The following is a 23,053-nucleotide window of genomic DNA, read 5'->3' as shown; positions in this document are numbered from 1 at the left end:
GTTAACTTAGGTTACCATCTATGGCAGTCTATGTCAATATTTATTTTCAGATCAAAACTCTTTTTCAAAACTGAACTTAATATCCTTGAGATCAAGTCCATTCGATTTCACATACAGTCGGAGCACATTGAATCTGCCGTAAAATTTGACCTCTTTCCTGATCACAACATCCTTGCCGTCAGTTCCGTTAAATGTGAAGTTGCTCACAGGGAATCCGTTGAAAAACAGGGTACACGGCAGCTGGGCAAGCTTTTCGAGTGTCGAGCTTCCCCTCAGGCTCACCTCATACTCTCCCGGATGTTCAACATCAAGGGCTATGACATAATTCGTGTCGGCGGTGCTGGCCTTCTCTGTCAGATCTATAAGTATGTCTCTGTCGACATTGATGTATTCCACATCATCAATTGAAAAATCGTCCGCCTGCTTTGGACGGTTTATTATCTCTACCTCTACAGGCTCTCCCACAAGACGCTTAAATGCATTCGTATTCATGGCAAAGTTACACACATTCTTTGCAATTCTCTGAAGCTCAGCTCTCAATATACGTCCGTCCTGAAGTGCCTCTATGACATTATCTCCGCCCATGTTCTTCGAGCCGTCCGGGCAGCACATATACATGTCATTCTGTGCCTGTATCATAGTCGCAAAGTCATTTGCATCCGGCTCCATACCCCTGCGGTTGATGGATGCCCACCAATCTGTCATGACCACGCCTGTAAATCCCCACTCATTTCTGAGTATCGTGGTATTCAGATCATAACTTCCTGCGGTGTAGAGACCATTTACCAGACCATATGTTGTCATAACAGAGTCGGCATATCCCGACTTGGCAGCTATCTCAAATCCCTTCAGGTATATCTCCCTGAGTGCCCTCTGGGAGATGACCGAGTCCGTCGTATGGCGGTGATACTCCTGATTATTTCCGCAGAAATGCTTGATCGTTCCGGACACGCCGCTGGACTTAAGTCCCTCTAACTGTGCAGTTGCAATGGAACCCGTAAGGTATGGATCCTCGGAGAAATACTCAAAGTTTCGTCCATTAAGCGGGTGACGGTGGATATTCATTCCCGGTCCGAGAAGAACCTCAACCTTATTTGCTGTCATCTCAAGTCCGAGAAGTGCATACAGTCTGGTGTTCAATTCTTTGTTAAATGAACATCCGCACAGAGTGCCATTTGGAAGTGAGAATGCCTTCATACCTGAGTCGAGTCTCATTCCCGATGGTCCGTCATCACAGCACACCGACGGAATCTTATGTGCGATCAAATTTGGCGATACCCCAGCAAATGCTGACGCTGTTCCCGCCGTCACAAGAGAACTTCCCATTCCCTCGCCGCGAACAAAGCATGCCAGATCCTCATCATCAAACTGCGCTATGAACTCATCCATGGAAGCCTTGCCTTCCCTTACATCAAGAAGCGTAATTCCCTTGTCACCAGTAACCGGTATCTCCTCCGGCAGTTCCTGCTCTCTCCTGTCATACATATCAACAGTGACTAGAGGTGTCTCCTCATACTCTATAAGCATCCTGCCGTTCTCATCACAGAATGGTTTCATGCGGTCAAACTTCTCATATGGTGCAAGTGCCTCCTGAAGTTTCTGAAGCTCCACTGTCTCAGCGAGCTCAAAGAACAGACACTCTGTTGTATTTCTTATGCTGTTTCCTACATGGATAGTGTAGTCTCCAGCTTCAAGCACATAACAGTTTCTATGGCCTGTCGCCCCTGAATCGTCAAATGATGCCATGCGGTCAAGTGGTATCTCAAACTTCAGCTCATCGCTGAGTCCCGGAACAAGCTCCTTTGTCTTCGCAAAATCAATGAGCACTCTGGATGGCTTGCCAAGCCTGCCCTGTGGCATCTCACCGTACACCTGGACAACCTCCTTGCCAAGTCTCTTTCCTGTATTTGTGACTTTGACACAGATATTCGCCACGCCTTTTTCAAAATCCAGGCTTGCATGCTTTACGCCGATCTTGAAGTCTGTGTATGACAATCCGTATCCAAACGGATATCTGACCTTATCCTTTGCAAATGTCTCAAAGTAACGGTATCCCACATAGATATCCTCAGCGTAGAAGTTTCTCTCTTCGCCGCCGAAATTGTCATACGCAGGATAATCCTTGATATCGTAGGCTATCGTGTCTGTGAGTTTTCCTGAAGGGCTGACATCTCCTACGAGGACATCAGCCACTCCATATCCTCCGACCATTCCACCCTGCCATACATACATACAGGCATCCGGGGAAATCGTGTCAAGAAATGACATATCTATAAGACCGCCGACATTCAAGAGAACGACCATCTTCTGGAAATTCTCTCTGACAAGTCTAAGCATATCAGTCTCTATATCAGTGAGCATAAATGCTCCTTTTTCAAGTGTATTGTCCTTGTCCTCGCCTGCCGTCCTAGCGATTATCACTATGGCCGAATCCGACTCGCCGGCAGCCTCCTGCACGAGCTCCTCTGTAACCGGCATCTCTGCCTGTGACCACGGCTCCTGTCCCCAGCCAAGTCCCAGCTCCACAGGATGTTCCTCATCCCATGCGGCATAAGTCTCTGCCAGTTTCTGATTGACATTTACATCCTTGCACTCATTAAGTGCATCAAGGATTCCCACCACTCTGGCAACATTCACCATGCCGCCTGAACCGGTTCCACTCTTATAATAATGGTTCTGCATACGTCCAAATACAGAAACCGTCTCTCCCTGCTTAAGTGGCAGAGCTTTGTTGTCGTTCTTTAACAGAACCAGGCCCTCTGCAGCCATCTCACGGGCTGTCTTCTCATAGACCTCCCAGTCAAGTACTCTATCTTCCATGTATTTAACCTCCGTTGGGTATTTCAAACTTTTTGTGTGTTTCTTGCAATTTATATTTTACAGTCAGTTTCGTTTATTTGATATGGAAAAGTTGTTTTATTGCATTACCTGATAACATAACTTTTCTACTGCTTTACATATCTCTGATTTCTGCTGTTAGGTTTATCAGGCAATGTCATCTTTATCAGTCCAAGCTCCATCGCCGGATTTATATAATTTTTTCTAAGGGTCTCTTTGGACTTAAGCCCCAACGCCTCCATTATGAAATTTGACGTATACGGCACATCATATTCCATGACCGCCAGCATCCGCTTCACATACTCTGAAACCTCAGAATTTGATCTGTTTACCTGCAATACAACTTCATCCAGAATCTGATTTATCATATCGAGCATGAATTCTATAAATATGTCCGAGTTACCTTTTGTATGGCATACCGCTATCGCATCATAATATTCATTCTGAAACCGTTCAATCTGGCTCTCCAGTGGTATATATTCAAATACGCTTCTCCACCTATACAGAAGAACCGTATGCCACAATCTTGCCATTCTTCCATTTCCATCTGCAAATGGATGAATAAACACAAACTCATAATGAAATATTGCAGATAAGATAAGTGGGGGAATAACTCCCTCATTTTCTTTAACCCACTGCATAAGATCCCGCATAAGTTCATTTATCATATGTGGTGGAGGAGCTACAAATATACACTCGCTGCCTGAAAAAACTCCCTCATTGCCTTTTCTGAATACACCGGACTCGTGGACGGTCCTGTACGTCAATATTCCATGAATCCTTTTCAGGTCTGATATACTTGTAGGGTCTATTTCAGGGATCTCCTCATATGCTGCGTAAGCATTTTTCACTTCCTGTATTTCTGTTTGATCTCCAAGAACAAGATGTCCATTTATTACATCTCTGACATCACTTAATGACAGTGAATTTGCCTCTATCTTTAGCGAAGAATGAATTGATCTTATTCTGTTGTTTCTACGCAAATGTGGTTTTGACTCCAGCTCTTTATGACTGGTAATACTTCCAACTTTTTCAGATATCTCTGAAACAAGTTCAAGCATTTTATTCGATACCGTATATGGTGGTACATAACCGCTCATCAGCTCACCTCCATCTTGCTTATTATCTTGCTTACTATCTTACCAATTTATTGTGGAATTTTCAATGAGATTTATATACACATACCACCGGATTCCTTCGCAGAAATTTGCAGATTCAACACATGTGACGCCAAGAACCAACAAATAAAAAAACTACTCTACAAAACATTGCTTTGCAGAGTAGTTTGTCTACAGTCTGAGACTAAATTTTCTAGACTTTCCCCTATTTTTTATATGGCATAAAATTTATTTAACTTTTATCTTCTTTATACCACTATAACTTCCATATATTTTCTGTGATCCTACAATCTTATAACTTCTCACCCTTACATAACAGATTTTTCCAGTCCGTTTCTTAGTTAATGTCACACTATACTTAGAGTTTTTCTTTATTGTATATGTATTTACAGACTTCTTAAATTTACTATCAAGAGCTGTTTGCATCTCATAACCACTTGCCTTTGTATCTTTAACATACTTAACATATATGCTTGATTTTTTCTGTGATTTGATTCCCTTAATTACCTGTATTTTAGGTTTTACAACCACTGTTATCTTCTTTGTTGCGGCTTTATATGTGGTTGTCTCTGCTGCATAAATGAAAACAGTAACCTTACCTGTATTTTTAACAATCATTTTTCCAGTCTTATCAATCGAAACTATATTATTGTTGGAAGACTTGTATGATATTTTTCCATTTCCATTTGTCTTTGCCTTTATGGTACCAGGCTTTCCGCCATATACCAAAGTATAATTTGCAGCAGTAGTTGTTATTGTCTGTGTCTTTTTAACTACAGGCTTTTTGGTTATCTCAAAAACACATGTTGCTGTACCTGCATAATAATCCTCTGTCTCTGCAACATATGCCTTAATTATATACTTTCCTTCATTAGATGGCACAGTATTTGAATACTTGTTACTTCCTACTTTAGAATATGTATATGTAACTTTACCCTTTCCATCATTTCCTGTAAGAACTGGAGAAGATGGGCGATCACCAACATGCCAGCCCGCCATCATCAAAACAAGATTATTGAGTGACTTTTTCGTTACAGGCTGTGAACTACTATATTTATCTGTAATTGTAAACTTACAGGTTGCAACTCCACCATAATATTCATTCGTCTCTGCAACAACAACCTTTGCTATATATGTTCCCGCCTTTGTTGGCATTGTATTTGTATACTCTGTACTTCCAACTGCTGCATAGCTGTATGTTGCTGCGCCATTACCTAAATTGCCTAATAAAATAGGTGTTGGCGCTCCTTCACTTATATCCCAACCATCAAGTATTAACACTAAATTATCTAATGTTTTTTTAACTATTGGTGTCGGCTTATATTTATCTGTAATTGAGAACTTACATGTTGCCACCCCACCATAATATTCATCAGTCTCTGCAACAACAGCTTTTATTATATATGTTCCCGCCTTTGTTGGTATAGCACTTGTGTACTCTGTACTTCCAACTGCCGCATAGCTATATGTTACTGCGCCATTGCCCAAATTGCCTGTCAAAATTGGTGTTGATGCATTTTCGCTTATATCCCAATCGTCAAGTATTAATACTAAGTTATCCAATGATTTTTTGACTACCGGAGCTGGCTTACTATTGTTATCCGTTATTGTGAACGTACATGTTGCCACTCTAGCGCAATATCTATCAGTCTCTGCTACCTCTGCCTTTACAGTATATGTTCCTGCTTTTGTCGGAAATTCTGCTGTGAAAACATCGCTTCCCTCTGGTGCATATGTATATGTTACCGCACCATTACCATCATTTCCAAGTAATACTGGCTGTGATGCCGTTCCGCTCAAATCCCAATCAGACATTTTAACTGCAAGATTACTTAATATTCTTTTTGTCGCAATGGTCAAGATATTACTTCTACATCCAGTATAAATTTCGTTCTTATTTTCATATGTACATATACCATATGCTTCTACCAAATAAGTATATGTAGTATTCTGTTTTAAACCAGATATAACACAAGAGGTTGTTGAACCATTTGCTATATCCTTCACCTTTGAATATGTATCATCATTCTGATTATACAAATAAATATTATATCCATCTGCTCCTCTTACTGAATCCCATGATATGTTTACACTATCAGCAGAATACTTTACAAGTGATGCATTTGTAGAATCAAGATACAAGCCATGACATTCGGCACCTGATGCACCTAAACAATAATCATTTGCTGCATTAACCCTGTACTCATATGTTATTCCTGATATACAATTTTTATCTTCGTATGTATCTATGTCTTCTCCTGAAACAACTGCTATTCTAGAATAGTCACTGTCCGTTGCCTTCTTACGATACACTTCGTATTTTGTTGCACCTGACACGGTATCCCATGATAACCGGAAACCGCCCTGTATTGTTGTCAGACCGAGAGCATTACATGTATCAAGGCTTGTTGCCACCTTCTTTATTGTGAATTTCTGAGCTGAACTCTCATTTTTTTCATACAACCACACATTTGTACCATCTGCCGAGCCATTACTATCTATATCAAGTACCGCATCTCCACATGATGCGTTTATAAAATAAGCACCTTCTGCTCCTCTCACAAACCACTTTTGCGCAGTCGTATTATTTCTTGTATATACTCCTACATTCGTTTCATTTTCCTGTCCCCAATTAGTATCATCAAGAGCTTTATCAGAAGCATTGTTTATTATTTCATATGATCCGCTTTCTCTCTTTCTAAAATGCCAAAGCTGATTTTTCTGTCCCGAGGCGGTTCTTATTGTCACATTGTCATCGCTATCGGCTGTCAAATACTTACCATTTCCTGTATTGATTATATTTGCGTAAAAGTCATCTCCTAAGTTAACTATCGAACTATCATATCCATATGTACTTACTGTCTTCACTGCTTCCTTCTGACGATGCTCTTTATCATTATAAGGTATTGCATATATATCAATTCTATAATGTCCTTCTTCCGGAATTGTAAATTGATAACTATTTGCATTTACATCTCCGTTTGAACCTGTTGCTCCACCGAAGCACTCTTCCCCAGTATCAGTATTGGTGATGATTAACCAATAATGTAAGAAATCACTCTGACTGCTCGTTTTATTCCACGTAATATTTATTTTATCTCCAACTATGTAACACTCTCTGTTTGTTGTAATCGTTGGAGTTGTCATTTCTCCTGAAGCCCCACTCAAAGCACTTATGTGTAATACTCTTGCACCAACATCACACCCATTACTCCATGTGTGTGGATCACACCATTTTCCAAACGCTCTAGGAGTATTATTTCTAGCTCCGTTATGTGCGTAATAGGTTGCATAACCACTACTATTATATCCTCCACAAATCATTATATGTGGTCTGTATGTATGCGTATTACACCACTCTATTACAATATCTCCAGCCGCAAGAATATCTCCATCCAGACTTTTTGTCGCCTGTCCAGATGAATCAAGCTTTAAAATCTGTCCTTGTACTCCAGTTGCATTTGATACTGCATTATAACAATTTGTCGTTATTGTCTCAGTATTTATTGATATACCACCAGCCTGTACACACCGAGAAACAAATTCAGCGCATAATCCTACACCATCATTCCAATGACTTGCTGCATATTGTAACGCTGCTTCAGCGTTATATCCAGCAGCCTCTACTTTATCAGCTTTCTTTCCTGGCATAAATGGTACTAACGTAACAATCATCACGGCTGCCATTATCAGGCTAATCCATCTTTTTTTCCGTAGCGAAATACCTTTATTCCACTTTTCATTCATACTCATAAATTTTCCTCCTCTTCCTACAAACTACTCAAGAAAAACACAATCTTCATTATTTGCCAAGTGCATCCCTCCATTTTTCTTTTGCTAATATCCTATTGCTTTTCATTTTAACGGAATGCCCGTTAAAAGTCAATTTCAATGAACATTTGTAATATATTTTATAAAAGTATATTTTTTCAGTGACTCAGGAGTACCTAATGCATTATTATGAAATAATCAAATCTCTTCGCGAAGACAATGACCTTAACCAGACTCAGGTTGCAAATATAATACATGTTGCACAGACAACATATTCTGACTACGAGAAAGGCAAAGTTCGCATGCCGATTGAATGTCTTATCGAACTTGCCAGGTATTACAATGTTGATATGAATTACATAACTGGTGTTTCCGGCTGCAAACAGCCATTTCCCATAAAAAAATAAGACACTGACCAACATCATTTTGATCAGTGTCTTATTTTTATTTACGAGTAAAACCTATGAACGATAATCCCCATTGATCTTCACGTAATCATATGTCAGGTCACAGCCCCATGCCTTGGCTGTCACGTCACCGATTCCAAGATCTATGTTGATGTGTATCTCATCTGAGCTCAATACCTTGGCTGCCTTCTCCTCTGAGAATGGTACGCCTGCGCCGTTGCGGCATACAGGAACTACGCCAAATTCTGACTCAAGATCTACTGCAACCTTATCTATATCAAAGTCTGCCTCCGCATATCCGATAGCACAGAGGATACGTCCCCAGTTGGCATCCTCGCCGAACATAGCACACTTTGTAAGTGGGGAACGGATTACGCTCTTTGCCACGATGATGGCTGTGTCAAGGTCAGGTGCCCCTGCAACTGTACACTCGATCATCTTGGTTGCTCCCTCACCGTCTGATGCGAGCATCATAGTCATACACTCCATAACTATATAGAGGGCCTTCTTGAACTTCTCATATGCATCATTCTCTGTGTCGATGAGCTTGTTGCCTGCAAGGCCATTTGCCATGACTGTAAGGGTGTCATTTGTGGACTGATCTCCGTCTACGGAGAGGCAGTTATATGTCACCTTTACGATCTCTGAAAGAGCCTTCTGGATCAGCTCTGATGTGATCGCTATATCTGATGTGATGAAGTTAAGCGTTGTCGCCATGTTTGGATGGATCATTCCGCTTCCCTTTGCCATACCTCCGAGGGTGCATGTCACTCCGTCTATGTCAAACTGGACAGCAACCTGCTTATCAACTGTGTCTGTGGTCATGATAGCATTTGCCGCCTTGTCGTTGCCGTCTGCCGAGAGACCGTCTGCAAGTTCTTTCATATGCTCCTCAAATGGCTCGATAGGGATGATCTGTCCGATGACGCCTGTTGAAGCATTGATGACAAGGTTCACATCTATACCCAGGGCATCCGCTGCAAGCTGGGATATCTTCTCAGCCTTCTCTATTCCATCTGCGTTGCATGTGTTGGCATTCTTGGAGTTCACAATGACTGCCTGTGCCTTGTTGCCAGATTTCTTCAGGTGTTCCTTGGTAACTGTGACCGGTGCGCCCTTCACCTTGTTCTGTGTATACACGCCTGCTGCCACACATGGCACCTCTGAAAATACCATTCCAAGATCATTCTTGTTCTTGTCAGGGTTCAGTCCACAGTTAAGTCCATTTGCCGTGAAACCCTTGGCCGCGCACACGCCACCGCCTACATATGTATAACCGTCATATATCTTCTTGTTCATAGTAATCCAATCCCTTCTAAAATGTATTTTAACCAATCTTCATCAATTGGATGCCAACTTAATGTTCGCAGCCAATTGATACATCCTATCTATTCACCCACGCAAGGAACTTGTCCAGTCTGCCCACGGTCTTGTCTTTTCCTATCACGTTCATGATCGTGAACAGGTCAGGTGAGTTCTGCTTGCCTGTTATGGCAACTCTTACTATGGTACATACATCTGTGATGCTGCCCTTGTATCCGTCAGGATTCTGCTTGTACTCCTTGACATTTGGACAGTAGCCGATCTTCTCGCCCATGACCTTCATGCTTGAGAACCAGTCCTCTGAGTCAAGGAAGAGATCATTCTTGTACTCCTCGATGACCTCTGTGATCATCTCCGGTGTGTACTTCTCGTCTATCTCATACTGGAGATCCAGCTCATCTTCTGGTGTGTACAGATAGCCGAACATAGCGCGCAGATCTGACCATTTGCCGACATCCTTGCGGACCTTCTTGCCTGACATCTTCCACAGATTGATGGTCTTCATGAAGCCGTCCTTATCCTGTGTGCCAAATGTGTATATGTTCTCGTCATGCTCCTTTGCCCACTCCATGATGAGGTCGTAACACTCCTCGGCTGTGAGCTTTGAGATCATCTCCTTGCTGACATCATTGAGCTTCACCATGTCAAAAAGTGCGCCGCTGACAGGCATCTTCTTGAGTGATAATGTAAAGTCGTCTATTGTCTTGTCTGCATGTGCTGCATGCCACTCTTCGTAGTTGGAGTTTGCTATTGTCATAAGGTACTCAAGCACGCTGACTGATGGGAATCCCTGCTCTGCATAGAAGCCAACCGCAGCCTCCGGGTCCTTTCTCTTGCTGAGCTTTCTCTTTCTCTGGTGCTCGCCCTCCTCGTCCACTGTAACCTCAAGCTTCATGATAGGTGCGATGTGCGCATACTTTGGAAGCGCAAATCCACACAGATCAAAGAGCTGCTTGTGAAGTGGATATGATGCAAGCCACTCGTCACCTCTGATGACAAGATTTGTCCTCATGAAATGATCGTCAACTGCATGTGCAAAATGGTATGTAGGTATTCCGTCTGACTTCAGAAGTACCACATCCATGATATTCTCAGGCATCTCGATCTTGCCCCTGATAGGATCGCTGTAGATAACAGTCTTTCCTGCCTCGCCCGGACTCTTGAGTCTAACAACATATGGCTCGCCCGCTGCAAGCTTCTCCTCTATCTGCTCGTATGTCAGATTTCTTCCTACTGCATACTCGCCGTAATATCCTATGTCAACCTTTGCAGCCTCCTGCTTTGCCCTGATCTCATCAAGCTCCTCGGCTGTTGTAAAGTCAGGATATGCATATCCCTCCTGCATAAGCTTCTTGACACAGGTCTGATATATCTCTTTTCTCTCGCTCTGCTTATATGGGCCATATATAGTCTCGCCACCCTCAAATGGTCCCTCGTCAAATCCAAGGTCAAACTTCTTCAGCGAATTGATGATCTCATTTACACCATCCTCAAGCTCTCTCTTTCTGTCAGTGTCCTCTATTCTGAGGTAGAACACGCCGCCACTCTGCTTTGCAAGCTTTCTTGAGATCATGGCTGCATACAGTCCACCGATGTGCATGTATCCTGTAGGGCTTGGCGCAAATCTTGTTACCCTTGCCCCCTCTGGAAGCTCTCTCTCCGGAAATCTCTTCTCAAGGTCATCCACTGTATCTGTTATATCTGCAAATATCAAATCCGCTAATTTGTTGTAATCCATCTCCTGTTTTCACCTTTCTGCTATATCACTTATCATCAAGAGTCTGCTTGATGATCGCTTCATTATATCCTGTCTGATTATAATTTGTATTATGTTTTACGTCAATTCCTTAAACCACAATGGCAATTGCATAGATTCCATATACTTATCGCCTTGACTTACACGTAAAATTTTCCACAACTATCTCATACACATTTACCGCTGCCAGCATCTGGTCTGAGTAGTTATACTTCTTCTTTTCTACCTTGTCAAACGATCTCATATTCTCGGTATTTCTCGCAAGCTGATGATTCATAAGGCAGTTGAGTGCCTCGCACTTTTCCTCAGGATCTGTCAGCTTTCTGGCTGTGCCATTTCCCATGATACTGCTGTAGAGATAACCAAAGCTGCAGGCATTTGGTCCCTCAACCAGATAGTGATCTGTATCCATCTCTATGGCCACCTTCGGATCCGCTGCCAGAGCATCCACCTTCCTGCCCTCACCGGCAGAGTGGAAATAAAGCTTCAGAACATCCTCCTCGTAGGTATAACCGAAATTCAGCGGAACTATGTACATTCCCTCTTCATCGTGAACCGCCATCCGGAACACCTTACACGAATCAAGTACATCCACTATCTCTTCACGATCTGTTATCATCCTGTCACTTCTCCGCATCTCCCGCATACAATACCTCCTTTTTCAGCGTACAATCTATTAAAATAGTATAAATGACGTCAGCATATTTGCAAGTTTTTTGAACTTTATATTATTCGGATTTTCAAAACTTTTTTATTTCTGATCCAGGCTCCACGCTTTAACTTTATATGATGTAACTCCAAGTATCGTCTCGCCGTCTATCTGAAGTGGTGTCGGACGATCAAATTCAACCTCAACCTCTTTTGCGTTGAATATATCAACATACTTTTCGTACTTGACATGCTCTCCCTTGAATATAGAAGGAAAGATCATAAGGGTTCCAAGCTTGCCCTTGCCGCGGAACACCATAACCGAAACTGTATGCTCCGGATTCAGTCTGTCCTGCCCGGGGGCAGCCATCATTCCGCCGCCATAATATCTGCCATTCATGGTTGGCACGAGCCAGGCATTTTTATATTCATGACGGACTCCATCCACTTTCACCACAGCATTTCTCGGTTTGAATGCGTAGAGCAGGCCTTTGATAGCTATAGCCGTATAGTTCACAGGCTTGTTCTTATGAGTTTTCTCATTCTTTGTCCTCTGGCGGTCGCCCTCCTCACAGCAGTAACCGTCTATTCCGAATCCAACATTGTTGATGAACAGCCACTTTTTGCCGTTGATCGTCACCTCCGGGAGATGCTGTATGTACTGATTTATCTGGTAATCCGGAGTGTCATGACTGTTATGTCCTATGTCCTTTGCAAAGTCATTGCCGCTTCCGGAGGCATAATAGTAGATGGTATTCTTCACATCCATGTCATTTATGTCATTCACAAATATGTTCAGCGTTCCGTCACCGCCGCACAGGATAACCTCGTCATCCTCTGCAAGCGATCCCATGAACTCCGCATATGAAGCGATCTCTGTCATCTTCTTGAGTATCGCATCAGGATATGTATCTGCAAGTGCCTGCACGTCATACATACATTTGCCGTTGCCCGCCAGTGAATTATATAAAATGTACTTCCTTCCCATAGTTTTTACCCTTTTCATCTTTCTCAAGAACAAGTCTCACCCTGTCGCTGATCTCATTCTTCTTCATTGCTTTTACCTCATCGGCAGGTATCACATCCGCCGCATCTATATAGACGTCAGATCTGCGCCTCAGCACATTCCTGTAGATGTTCTCCGTTCCATGTATCGCCATGACGACTATCGGCGCATGCGCTTTCTGGGCTATTCTGAAAACACCCGTGTGAAATGGCAGAAGTCCGCCCTGTCTGTTTCTCGTTCCCTCCGGGTATACTCCAACTGCCATATCTCCCTTCTGGAGAATCTCGGTAGCCATCTTGATCGTAGACAATGCCTTACCCGGATCTGATCTGTCTATCGGCATAAAGCAGCATCTTCTGATGATCCTGCCGAATATCGGTATCTTAAAATTCTCCGGCTTGGATATAAATGCCACATCCCACTTCTTAAATACCTGCCATTCTATCAGCGGATCATAATTTGACAGATGATTTCCCACAAAGAGTGGTTTGACATCCACTGGAATCTTCTCCATGCCAGTCACATGCATTTTCACTCTTAGAAACCACATGGCAAATCCGGTGACACCATACAGCAGATGCCTGTAGAACCTGCTGTCCTCCGTATACTGCCTGTCAGTTCTCACGAACAGACTGCACACGAAGAGAAAAAGTATGTACATCAGAAATATGGCTATGATTCCGCCAAGTATATATATAATTATCACTTTTTATTCCACCCTTTTCTAATATCATCCATAAGCTTCATCATATATATAGACTCTGACAAAGGCATCGATTTACTCTGGAACTGTCCCTGTCTGATCATATCAAGGCTTTCCATGATCTCATACTCATAACCACTTATCTGTTCCGGCACATCCACGTGTCTGATAAGCCTGTCCTCGCAGTCAAATACATCTATCCACTGTGGATTATTTATATTCTGGACTATCATGTATCCCTTCTCACCGTAAAAGATGCCTTTTCTGTCTGATCTTCCGTACATGCTGTGGGTTGTCACTGCCATCCTGCCGTCTCTGTATTTGACGGTTATACTCTCCTGTCCGTCTACTCCAGTCTCGTGCATCATAACAGAGGACTCAATATCCGAGATATCCTTTCCCATATGCATGACAATGAAGTTCAATCCGTAAACTCCCACATCCAGAAGTGCTCCGCCTGCCAACTCCGGGTTGGTAAGCCGCTCTATATTTGATATCGGGTAGGACAGATTACATGTCATAGTCCTGACATCACCTATTACGCCAAATTCCAGAATTTCATTTATCATCTGTCTGGACGGCATATACCGCGTCCATATTGCCTCTGCCACGTACACATTCTTCTTTGCTGCCAGATCTGCGATCTCCTCAGCCTGTGCAGCATTGTAGGTAAATGCCTTCTCGCATAGCACATTTCTTCCATGTTCTATGCAGAGCTTCATTTGCTCATAGTGATGCGAATGCGGCGTTGCAATGTATACCAGATCTATCGCATCGTCACTGACCAGTTCCTCATAACTTCCGTAAGCTTTATCTATTGCAAACTCGTTGGCAAATGCATTTGCCTTTTCCCATCTTCTCGAACCTACAGCATACAGCTTCACATCAGTCATCCTGTTTATCGTGTCCGCCATAACGCCGGCAATCTTGCCTGCGCCTAATATTCCTATGTTCATATGCTGTCATCCTCCTGTTTTTTCTATCTGTTTTCCAGCGCTGACACTGCATATATATCTTCAAAAGTACATCTCTTTTTGTTTTCGACATATTTTGACACTACATATCAGATTATAACACACAGACGGGAAAATAGAAGAAAAACTCCTGATGCCAGCGATAACTGACACCAGGAGTCCTCCCCTTTATCTTGAGCACCATAATAAGCACCCAACCCACTATATATGTTGTTCTATGCATCTCTATCGGCTACACATATTCTACAGTGTAAAATATGTTGTTCCACAATCCGCATGTTACTCTCTGTACATAAGGTAGCTGTACATATCTGCATAATCATGTCTCTCATTCTTGATGAAATCGATGGCTTCCCTTGGATGCTGATTCAGCATTCCGGTCAGCATGTATGGCACATCATAGCCCCATACTGCATCTCCCTTTGCCTTGAGCGGAACCATGTACTGCTCTATAAACTTCAAGATGTGGTACAGGTTGTACTTTGGATTTCTGAGGAATCCAAGAAGAAGCTCAAGCGCACAATTTCCTGCGCCCCTGCCCATACAGCTTACAGTTCCATCGAGCATGCTCGCACCACTCCTCATTGCCTCAACAGTGTTGGCATAGGCAAGCTTTAAGTTGTCGTGTGCATGTATTCCTATCTTCTTGCCATACTTCTCTCCAACTGCGACATATTTCTCCGCGAGTTTCTTGATCTGCTCAGGGTACAGTGAGCCGTAGCTGTCAACAATGTATATTCCATCTACATTGCTCTTACCAAGCAACTCAAGGGCAAGATCGATATCCGACTCCTGATCCTTTGAAACTGCCATGATATTGCATGTGGTCTCGTATCCCTTTGCATGTGCATCCTCAATCATCTCGATGGCTGCAGGCATGGTGTTGATGTATGTCGCCACCCTCACCAGATCGATAACACTGTCGGCTCTGTCGATGATATCCTTCTTGTAGTCGCATCTTCCGACATCAGCCATAACTGAAATTTTCAGATCTGTATTGTTCTCTCCAACGATGGCTCTTATATCCTCCTCGTTGCAGAACTTCCATTTGCCGAATTTGTTCACATCAAACATTTCCTTGGAGGCCTTATAGCCGAATTCCATATAATCAACCCCTGCCTTGATGTTCGCTTCATAGAGGGCTCTTATAAACTCGTCAGTAAAATAGAAGTCATTGACAAGTCCTCCATCTCTTATTGTTGCGTCAAGTACCTGAATGTCAGGTCTGTAGGTGATCAAATCTCCGCCTATCATAATAGTGTCCTCCTTCTTCTTTTTTACATCAACCTTTCAATGGGATTTTTGATAACGGCCGATGTTTTCTCAATTTAAACTTGCGTCACTTTAACGCGTTGGTGTATGTTGGTGACTTTGTTCAGTATAGCACATAAAAAAATTAATGCAAGGACTTTATTCAAAAAATACAATGAAAATCAAGATCCCAAAATAATTTTCTCGCAAAAAATTATAAAACAGCCTAAAAGATACAATTTTCTGGAACTTTGTATCTTTTAGGCCTAAATTGTTGATTTCTGGATAATTTTTAGCTCAGATCCTCGCCGTTGGTCTCGATGACCTTCTTGTACCAGTAGAAGGAATCCTTTCTGTATCTCGCAAGATCCTTCATGTCGAATTCATCTCTGTTGACATATATAAATCCGTATCTCTTGGTGATTCCTTCGTGAGTTGACACGAGGTCGATCGCTGACCATGGGCAGTAACCCATCATCTCTGCGCCCTCGTCTGCTGCCAGCTTAATCTGCTCTATATGCTTTCTTAAGTACTCTATACGATAGTCGTCGTGTACCTTGCCGTCCTCTGTAAGCTTGTCATATGCGCCAAGACCATTTTCTGTCACAATCATAGGAAGGTGATATCTGCTGTACATCTCTCTTATAGTTGCCCTGAAGCCGTCAGGGTCTATCTCCCAGCCAAACTCTGTGCGGAGAAGATTTGGATTTGGATACGCCTTGTATACCCCCGGCTCAATACCGGCTGATTGCTGATCCCTTTTTTCTGAGTCCGTCACAGCAACCGGGCTGTCATCCCACTCAACCGTTGCAGTGTTATAATAATTGAAACCTATAAAATCAGGCTTTGCCTGCGCCATGATATCCATATCTCCAGCCTCAATAACAGGGATAGCGTCATGCTCTTCAAGGAACTTCCACACCAGGTCGTTGTATCTTCCATACACTGCCATATCAAGGTAAAGCCAGTTTCTTATCGCGTTGAAGTTCTGTGCTGCCAGGACATCCTTCGGCTTACATGTGGCAGGATATACCAGAGAGATGTTCGGGGCAGGACCAATCTTTGCTCCAGGGCACATCTCGTGGAGAAGTTTCATGGCCTTTGCCTGAGCAAGGAGCATGTGGTGATTCTCCTGATAAAGCTTCTTGTATTTATTTGTCACGCCCTCCATGTTGCAGGTTCCGATCACGTCACCCACAAGTGTGAGCATGTTCTGCTCATTGATAGTCAGCCAGTACTTTACTCTGTCGCCATAATTTGTGTAGAGAAGCTTTGCAAATTCAACAAACTCGTCAACACTCTCTCTTCTCGACCAGCCACCTTTTTTCTCAAGAGCCGCAGGAAGATCAAAATGGAACATTGTGACAAGCGGCTCGATTCCGTACCTGAGGCACTCATTTATCACATTGTTGTAGAAGTCAATTCCCTCCTGGTTGACTCTGCCGGTTCCCTCTGGGAGGACTCTGCTCCACGCGATGGAGAATCTGAATGTCTTGAATCCCATCTCAGCCATGAGGGCTATGTCCTCTGCATATCTGTGATAAAAATCAGCACACACATCCAGCTCACTTGTTCCCGCTGGAACTGTCTTGATATCCTGCACACTTGGACCCTTGCCGTGTGACAGATTGGCACCCTCAACCTGATATGCGCTTGTCGATGCTCCCCAGAGAAAATTCTCCGGGAGTCCATGTTTCTTTGTGATTATCATAATTTTCCCTCCATGGATTTACATTTTCAATAGTATTTATAAAAGAGATGAACCATCTGTTCCAGTTCATCTCCATCTTACGTTTGTTTTATTGCGATTTTATTTCACGCCCTCATACTTCTGCTTATAATTGTACAACGCGCCAAGAAGATTCGAATCATTGCGGAACTTGCATGTGTCGATAACCATGCCATCGTAGGTCTTTGTAATCTTTCTTATCTTGTCCACATACTTCTTAACCCCCGGAACAAAGTTCGGATTGGCACTCATTCCACCTCCGATAAGTATGACATCCGGATCTATCGTCATGTACAGGTTACAGCAGAGCTTTGCTATGGAGAAGTATGAGTCCTCAACCATATCTATGATCTCCTGATTGCCCTCATCTATCCATTGATATACCATCTCACCGGTCACCTCTTCTGGCTTCATATGCATTATCTTGGATGCCTTGTATGTAATGGAGCTTGCAGTACATGTTGAGGTTACCATGAACGGGTTATATTCAAATGTCTCCTCAACAGTCAGCTCTTCACAGCATCTGACATTATCAGCTTCTTCCCTTGTCATGTTCATGAGGGCATATGACAATTCACCTGCCAGAAGTCTCTTGCCTCTGTGGATCTTTCTGTCAATGATTATTCCACCGCCGATTCCTGTACCCACGACAACGACTGCTGCATTTGTAGCCGTGCTGGCATTGCCCAGCCACAACTCTGCGAGGGCCGCACATTTGCCATCGTTCTCAAGGGCTACAGGCACACCGCCGCATGCCTCTGATATGAGATCACCAAGATGTGCACCATCAAGATACTTGATCCCGCCACCGCCGTACACTATGCCGCGTTCGACATCTATCTGTCCAGGAAGCCCCATGGCAATTCCTGTTATGTCACAGTCCAGTACTTTCTCGTCATACACCTTCTTGATCTGCGCCACAAATGCCGGAGTTCCAGCCTCGGCATATCTGTCGGTTGGAGTCTTACCCTTTCCCGATATATTGCCCTCATCGTCCATTAACGCATACTTTATAAATGTTGCCCCTACATCAAATACTAAATACATAAGTCCCTCCTACTTTTCTCATTACCCATTGTTTTTTTCTTTCTATATATATTTTTATATTCACCTTGTCACTCTCGTTCTCTCCACAGCATCCTTCCAGCCTGCAAGGAGCTTCTCCCTCTTATCCTCAGTTATCCCCGGCTTAAATCTTCTGTCGGCCTTCCAGTAGCCCTTGATCTCATCCAGACTGTCATAGTAGCCAACCGCAAGTCCAGCCAGATATGCAGCTCCCAGAGCTGTTGTCTCCGTGATCACAGGCCGCACTATCTCGGCATTCTCTATATCTGCCTGGAACTGCATCAGGAAGTTGTTGGCACTTGCACCACCGTCCACTCGAAGGCTTGTGATTGAAAGTCCTGCATCCATCTCCATAGCCGCAAGAACATCCGATGTCTCATATGCCAGTGATTCAACTGTCGCCCTGACAAAGTGCGCCTTATTTGTTCCCCTTGTGAGGCCGAACACTGCCCCTCTGGCGTACGCATCCCAGTAAGGAGCGCCAAGGCCAGTAAACGCAGGTACCACATATACACCATTACTGTCCGGCACCGACAGAGCAATGCGCTCAGTATCCGCCGCACTGTCTATGAGCTTCATCTCATCCCTGAGCCACTTGATGGCTGCTCCAGCCACAAACACACTTCCCTCAAGCGCATAGCTGACTTTTCCGTCAAGTCCTATGGCTATGGTGGTGAGAAGTCCCTGCTGCGAGTCAACTGCCTTATCCCCCGTATTCATGAGGAGGAAACAACCTGTTCCGTAGGTGTTCTTCACATCACCGGCCTCAAAGCAGCACTGTCCGAACAGCGCGGCCTGCTGATCTCCGGCAACTCCCGCTATAGGCACCTCACCGCCAAATATCTCTCTGTCCGTGTATCCGTATATCTCACTGGAATTTCTCACTGCCGGAAGCATGCTCTCCGGTATGTTGAACTTTGCAAGCAATTCCCTGTCCCACTCCAGTGTATGAATGTTGAATAGCATGGTACGCGATGCGTTTGTGTAGTCCGTTGCATGGACTCTTCCGCCTGTGAGCTTGTATATAAGCCATGTGTCAACAGTTCCGAACATCAGCTCCCCTGCCTCTGCGCGTTCCCTGGCTCCCGGCACATTATCAAGTATCCACTCTATCTTCGTTGCAGAGAAATACGGATCAACTATCAGTCCCGTTTTCTCTCTTATCACCTTGTCATATTCTTCAGCCTTAAGCTGCTCTATCCTGTCCGCAGTTCTCCTGCACTGCCACACTATGGCATGGTACACCGGATTGCCGGTCTTTCGATCCCACACTATGGTTGTCTCTCTCTGGTTGGTAATTCCTATTGCGGCTATGTCCTCGGTGCGGATTCCCATGGTCTCCCTCGCCTCCATCATCACCGACATCTGGGTTGCCCATATCTCCATAGGGTCATGCTCCACCCATCCGTTATTCGGGAAATGCTGGGTGAACTCCTTCTGTTTCACTGAGCATATCCTGCCTTCCTTATCAAATATTATCGCCCTTGAGCTGGTCGTTCCCTGATCCAGCGCCATTATATAATCTGCCAAACCTTTTTTCCTTCTTCCTTTTAAGTATCTATCAAATAAGCCAGAATCAAATAGTTCAGCTTAATTGTTTTGATCAAATTTTCTCAATCGTTTTTCAAATAATTCTCTCTCAAATGTTCGTTCACTCTCTCGACCTCTAGTTTGAAGTCTCTTGAGGACATGCGGATTGCACCCTGGCCCATGGTGACTATCTGCTCCAGTCCGTCCGATGTGACCACAGTGACCTTGTGCTTTCTCGCAAGCTCATGTGTGAGCTTTTCTATATGCGCATCCGCGGTCTCACCCTCCTTGGTGTACACCACCTCTATATCATCATAAGGGAATCTCTCGCCCTTGTTGTCCTTCACCTTGTAGCCGTCAAATACCACTATTAACTTACAGTTCATATATCCCTGATAGTTTGACAGTATGTCCATGAGCTTACCTCTGGCGGAGTCTATGTTGTGCTCCGACAGTTCCCGAAGTGTATCCCACGCAAATATGACGTTGTAGCCATCCACTATGACATAGTCCTCGCCACTCTTTTTGCGCTTGAATGCTCCAGGCGTGGCTATACCTCTATCAGCGGGTCTGCTGCCCACAAACGGTCCATTTCCGGGCTGCCTGTCTCTCGACTGACTTCTATTGTACCGTGCACCGCCTCGATATTCAGACTGGACCGAGGTCCCTGCGGCACCAGCAGACATACCGTTTCCGGCTATGCCATCACTTCCTCTGCCGGAAGTTCCGTTTACCTTATACTCAGATGTAGTTCTCCTGAATCTTCCGTTCAGTGCCACATCCTTATCCTTGTAATCTCCGCCAAATGTCCTTGCAAATATCTCGCTGAGTTCCTCGTCCGTGATGGACATATCCGACACGCTCTTTCCCGGTCTGTTCACCGGAATATCCGTAACATCACCATCCTTTGTATATCCCTGCTGACCTGAGATCTCAAATCCCGGATCCTCCTTCACATGCATGTTCTCATACACATCGTACCAATCAACCAGATAACCTGCACCATGGGCACAGAATACCGATGATGATGGATTAAACCTGTCAAGCTCAGGATCATAATGTCTCTCAGCCAGAACCTCTTCGGTGTTGTGGCACGGCTGATATCCGTCTATATCCACCTGAAGCCTGCCTGTACCTCTGGAAAATGCTGTGAGTTCACTGTAATACTCTCTCATGGTATATACCGGGGCATGTCCCATGATGACTGTCGTCTCACCGGATATCTCCTGACCGTCCATAGTTCCGCTCATCTTCACTATGTCTGCAAGAACCCTTCCGGCATACTCCTGTGGTACCTCTATTTTAAATGCATACACAGGTTCCAGCAAGACACTTTCCGCCATCATAAGGCCCTGTCTCACCGCCCTGTATGTCGCCTGTCTGAAATCTCCACCCTCAGTGTGCTTCTGATGTGCGCGCCCCGCAGTGATGCTTATCTTCATATCCGTGATTGGCGATCCCGTAAGCACTCCCCTGAACTCACGCTCCTGAAGATGGGTGAGTATCAGTCTCTGCCAGTTCTTATCCAGTACATCCTCGCTGCAAATGCTGTCAAAGCACATACCGCTGCCATTTTCCATAGGTTCAAGCAGCAGATGTACTTCAGCGTAATGTCTGAGCGGTTCAAAGTGTCCCACTCCCATGACCGGAGCTGCAATCGTCTCCTTATATGATATCCTGCCCTGACCGTACGTGATGGCTATGCCAAATCTGTCTCTGACCATCTGCGCCACGACCTCCAGCTGCACCTGGCCCATGACCTTGATGTATATCTCACCGGCTGCCTCATTCCACTGCACCTGCAGCAATGGATCCTCTTCCTCAAGCTGTCTGAGCTTTGACACCATCGTGACCGCATCCACATCAGTCGGGTACATGACCTTATAGCTGAGAACCGGCTCCAGACTTGGAAGCTCTCCATCCGGGCAGGCACCGATTCCCTGTCTGCCGTAGGTATTCACCAGTCCCGGAACAGCACATACACAGCCCGCAGTGACATGATCCACCATGTCATACTTTGCACCGGAGTATACCCTTATCTGATTTACCTTTTCAAGTGTTTCCTCGCCTTGTCTGCTTGTAAGCGTGAGTACATCCTTTAGTCTCAGGATTCCCCCTGTGATCTTCATATAGGTCAGCCTCTCTCCTTTGTCATCACGGCCGATCTTAAATACCCTCGCGCCAAATTCATCCCTTCGCCGAGGCTCTGTCACATATCTGTTCATTCCATCCAGCAGCTCAGCCACACCATCATTTTTAAGTGCCGAACCAAAATAACAAGGAAAGAGCTTTCTGTATGCCACAGCCTTAGCTATGTCATCTTCCCGGTTTTCCCCGGTCTCGAGGAATCTTTCCAGCATGTTCTCATCGCACATGGCTATGTGTTCACCAGCATCTTCACATAAAAAATCGACACAGCCATCACTCAGTCTGTGTCTGATATTGTCCATGAGATACTCCCTGTCATACCCCGTCATGTCCATCTTATTTACAAATATAAATACAGGAATCTCATATCTCTCAAGCAGTTTCCACAGAGTCTCCGTGTGGCTCTGAACACCGTCCATGCCATTGATGACCAGAACTGCATAATCGAGGACCTGAAGAGTCCTCTCCATCTCCGTTCCGAAATCCACATGTCCTGGAGTGTCAAGCAGTGCTATATGCATATCACCAAAGTTAAGCTCCGCCTGCTTGGAAAATATCGTGATTCCCCTGTCCTTTTCCTGACTGTCTGTATCAAGGTATGTATCCTGATGATCCACACGTCCAAGCTTTCTAATACGTCCAGTCTGGTATAGCATCGCCTCGGAGAGTGTGGTCTTGCCTGAATCAACGTGGGCCAATATGCCCGCGACTATGTTCTTCATATGTATCTTTTCCCTTCACCTGCCGATATATATCACCTGCCACGCATCTTGCTAACCATTGATA

15 protein-coding genes are annotated in these 23,053 nt (G+C 44.3%); 1 reads left to right on the top strand and 14 read right to left on the bottom strand.

The genetic code is table 11. From position 1 onward, the window contains the following. Positions 1–51: 51 nt before the first annotated feature. The 3 genes from DWX57_RS09815 to DWX57_RS09805 form a co-directional block, all read right to left on the bottom strand. Positions 52–2,820, bottom strand: coding sequence for a glycoside hydrolase family 3 protein (locus tag DWX57_RS09815; protein ID WP_120123947.1), 2,769 nt, complete (start codon positions 2,818–2,820; stop codon positions 52–54). 125 nt (positions 2,821–2,945) lie between these two features. Beyond that, positions 2,946–3,938, bottom strand: a complete 993-nt coding sequence (locus DWX57_RS09810) for a Fic family protein (protein ID WP_120123944.1) — start codon at positions 3,936–3,938, stop codon at positions 2,946–2,948. A gap of 246 nt (positions 3,939–4,184) precedes the next feature. Next, positions 4,185–7,709 carry an RICIN domain-containing protein gene (locus tag DWX57_RS09805; protein ID WP_120123942.1) on the bottom strand — a complete coding sequence of 1,175 codons (3,525 nt, stop codon included), beginning with the start codon at positions 7,707–7,709 and terminating at the stop codon, positions 4,185–4,187. Between the two features lie 197 nt (positions 7,710–7,906). Here DWX57_RS09805 and DWX57_RS09800 point away from each other — a divergent pair, with 197 nt between their 5' ends. Next, positions 7,907–8,134 carry a helix-turn-helix domain-containing protein gene (locus DWX57_RS09800; protein WP_117551189.1) on the top strand — a complete coding sequence of 76 codons (228 nt, stop codon included), beginning with the start codon at positions 7,907–7,909 and terminating at the stop codon, positions 8,132–8,134. Between the two features lie 54 nt (positions 8,135–8,188). Here the strand turns inward: DWX57_RS09800 and argJ are convergent, their stop codons facing one another. The 11 genes from argJ to DWX57_RS09745 all read right to left on the bottom strand — a co-directional run bounded on the left by argJ (position 8,189) and on the right by DWX57_RS09745 (position 22,989). After that, positions 8,189–9,433, bottom strand: coding sequence for a bifunctional glutamate N-acetyltransferase/amino-acid acetyltransferase ArgJ (gene argJ, locus DWX57_RS09795; protein ID WP_119998705.1), 1,245 nt, complete (start codon positions 9,431–9,433; stop codon positions 8,189–8,191). Between the two features lie 85 nt (positions 9,434–9,518). Continuing rightward, positions 9,519–11,195 carry a glutamate--tRNA ligase gene (gene gltX, locus DWX57_RS09790; protein ID WP_118758174.1) on the bottom strand — a complete coding sequence of 559 codons (1,677 nt, stop codon included), beginning with the start codon at positions 11,193–11,195 and terminating at the stop codon, positions 9,519–9,521. Positions 11,196–11,340: 145 nt separating this feature from the next. Then, a complete protein-coding gene (locus tag DWX57_RS09785) occupies positions 11,341–11,859 on the bottom strand; it encodes a pyridoxamine 5'-phosphate oxidase family protein (protein ID WP_015534017.1) in 519 nt (172 codons plus the stop codon). Between the two features lie 105 nt (positions 11,860–11,964). Then, on the bottom strand, positions 11,965–12,849 hold the full coding sequence (locus DWX57_RS09780; protein WP_120123939.1) for a diacylglycerol/lipid kinase family protein: 885 nt from the start codon (positions 12,847–12,849) through the stop codon (positions 11,965–11,967). Next, positions 12,824–13,573: a lysophospholipid acyltransferase family protein gene (locus tag DWX57_RS09775; protein WP_120123937.1), complete on the bottom strand. Its 750-nt coding sequence runs from the start codon at positions 13,571–13,573 to the stop codon at positions 12,824–12,826. The genes DWX57_RS09780 and DWX57_RS09775 overlap by 26 nt, the downstream gene beginning before the upstream one ends. Next, a complete protein-coding gene (locus DWX57_RS09770; RefSeq protein WP_120123935.1) occupies positions 13,570–14,526 on the bottom strand; it encodes a Gfo/Idh/MocA family protein in 957 nt (318 codons plus the stop codon). The genes DWX57_RS09775 and DWX57_RS09770 overlap by 4 nt, the downstream gene beginning before the upstream one ends. 297 nt (positions 14,527–14,823) lie before the next feature. Continuing rightward, the gene (locus DWX57_RS09765; protein ID WP_015534020.1) at positions 14,824–15,798 is read right to left on the bottom strand and encodes an aldolase catalytic domain-containing protein; all 975 of its coding nucleotides are present in this window, start codon (positions 15,796–15,798) and stop codon (positions 14,824–14,826) included. 289 nt (positions 15,799–16,087) lie between these two features. Continuing rightward, positions 16,088–17,506: a glycoside hydrolase family 1 protein gene (locus DWX57_RS09760; RefSeq protein ID WP_120123932.1), complete on the bottom strand. Its 1,419-nt coding sequence runs from the start codon at positions 17,504–17,506 to the stop codon at positions 16,088–16,090. A 99-nt stretch (positions 17,507–17,605) separates the two neighbouring features. Further along, entirely contained in the window at positions 17,606–18,571 is a 966-nt protein-coding gene (locus DWX57_RS09755; protein WP_120123930.1) for an ROK family protein, read from the bottom strand. 60 nt (positions 18,572–18,631) lie between these two features. After that, positions 18,632–20,119 (bottom strand): glycerol kinase GlpK, encoded by a 1,488-nt coding sequence (gene glpK, locus DWX57_RS09750; RefSeq protein ID WP_120123927.1) that lies wholly within the window; start codon positions 20,117–20,119, stop codon positions 18,632–18,634. An 83-nt stretch (positions 20,120–20,202) separates the two neighbouring features. Then, entirely contained in the window at positions 20,203–22,989 is a 2,787-nt protein-coding gene (locus tag DWX57_RS09745; protein WP_120123925.1) for a translation factor GTPase family protein, read from the bottom strand. Positions 22,990–23,053 lie beyond the last annotated feature (64 nt).

This window comes from Coprococcus sp. AF19-8AC (assembly GCF_003603115.1).
Lineage (GTDB): Bacteria > Bacillota > Clostridia > Lachnospirales > Lachnospiraceae > Coprococcus > Coprococcus aceti.
The sequence above is the reverse complement of the archived record's forward strand: the minus strand, read 5'-3'. Positions and strand labels throughout refer to the sequence as shown.